This window comes from Rhodococcus sp. EPR-147 (genome assembly GCF_001647185.1).
Classification (GTDB): Bacteria; Actinomycetota; Actinomycetes; order Mycobacteriales; family Mycobacteriaceae; genus Rhodococcoides.
This window is the reverse complement of record NZ_LVCU01000378.1, coordinates 1-1,723: the sequence shown is the minus strand read 5'-3', so window position 1 is coordinate 1,723 and position 1,723 is coordinate 1. Positions and strand designations below refer to the sequence as shown.

Annotated in this window: 1 protein-coding gene; it reads left to right on the top strand. The window is 67.8% G+C overall.

From position 1 onward, the window contains the following. Positions 1-1,723: condensation domain-containing protein (locus tag A2J02_RS16910; RefSeq protein ID WP_156516258.1), on the top strand; the 1,723-nt coding region annotated here is incomplete at both ends.

Sequence of the window (1,723 nt, the reverse complement as noted above, 5' to 3'; positions counted from 1 at the left end):
CGTATCAGGAGTTCATCGACGCCGGATCGGTCGTACCCGATCTGACTCCGATCGACGCGACCGACGACTCCGACACCGCCGAACGGATTCGCGCACTCGTCTACCAGGGTTTCGACGTCACCGTCGCACCCCCGGTCCGGGGCGCACTGTTTCGGTTCGGTCCGGACGAGTACGTCTTCGTCATCGTGATGCACCACATCAGCGGAGACGGTGCATCGATGGCACCACTGGCTCGTGACGTCATGACCGCGTACCTCGCTGCCGCGTCGGGAACCGACTACACCCCCGAACCGCTGACGGTGCAGTACGCGGACTTCGCGGTCTGGCAGCGGCAGGTGCTGGGCTCGGACAGCGACCCCACGTCGATTCTGTCGCAGCAGTTGGCCTTCTGGGCGGACGAGCTCAGCGGGATCACCCCGGTCGTGTCGTTGCCGTGGGATCGGCCGCGTGCGGCTACCGCCAACCTGCGCGGAGCCAGTGTGAGTGTCGAGCTGGACGAGTCGGTACACACCGGGCTCGCGGCGATCGCGCGCGAGAACAACGCGACTCTGTTCATGGTGTTGCACGCGGTACTCGGGGTGCTTTTGTCGCGGATGAGTGGCTCCCGCAGCTTCGCCGTCGGCACGCCTATCGCCGGCCGCGGGCACGAGGCGCTCGACGGATTGGTCGGCATGTTCGTCAACACGCTGGCGCTGCGCACGGACGTGGACCCGGACGCGACGTTCGCAGAGCTGCTGACCGCTGTCCGCGAGACCGACCTGCGGGCCTTCGCGAATTCGGACGTGCCGTTCGAGCGGGTCGTCGACACCATCGCACCGGACCGGAACGCCGGCTACACCCCGCTGTTCCAGACGGTTCTGTCGGTGGAGCCCCACGGCGAGGCGCGGTTCGAATTGCCGAACCTGGTGGTCGAACCCGTCAGCGGCTTCGAGCCGACGGCGAAATTCGACCTGCAGGTCACGGTGGAGACCCAGCACGCCGACGGGAACAGCGGCACCGGAACCCTGAACGTCGAATGGGTGTATGCCGCCGACCTGTTCGACGAGTCCACGGTCGCCTCCTTGGCGGAACGATTCGCTCGTATCGCCGGTGCGGTAGCGGCAACACCAGCTGTCGTCGTCGGCGACATCGACGTGCTCGACGCCGCCGAGCGGGCCGCATCGACCGAGTCCCCGCAGGCCGCCGACTCCTCTGTGGCACCGGTCCGGTCGGACCTGACCTTGCCGCAGGTACTCACCTCGGCGGTGGACGCAGATCCCGATGCGCCCGCGTTGTCGTCGGACGGAGTCGAGACCACCTATCGTCAGCTCGACGAGCAGTCGTCGAGGATGGCTCGGGTACTGATCGAGCGTGGCGTCCGGCCCGGAGTCGTGGTCGGCGTCTCCGTCACCGGCGAGGTCGCGGCCGTCGTGACGCGGTGGGCGGTGGCCAAGGCAGGCGGAGCTGTGGCACCGATCAGCACATCGAACTCCTCCGACGTTCTGGAGCGGGCAGGCGCGTCCGTCCTCGTTCTGGACGGTGACGATGCGCCGAGCTCGGCCGGGCCCGCCACGACCGTCCACCTCGGGCAACCGGACGTGGTCGACGCCATTGCCGCGAGTTCTGCGCGGCCGGTGACGTATTCGGACCGAACGGCGGTTCTGGGACCCGATAGCCCAGCGTTGGTCTCGGTCGACGACGGCACCGTGATCGACCACGGAACACTCGCCGCACTGGCGACGAG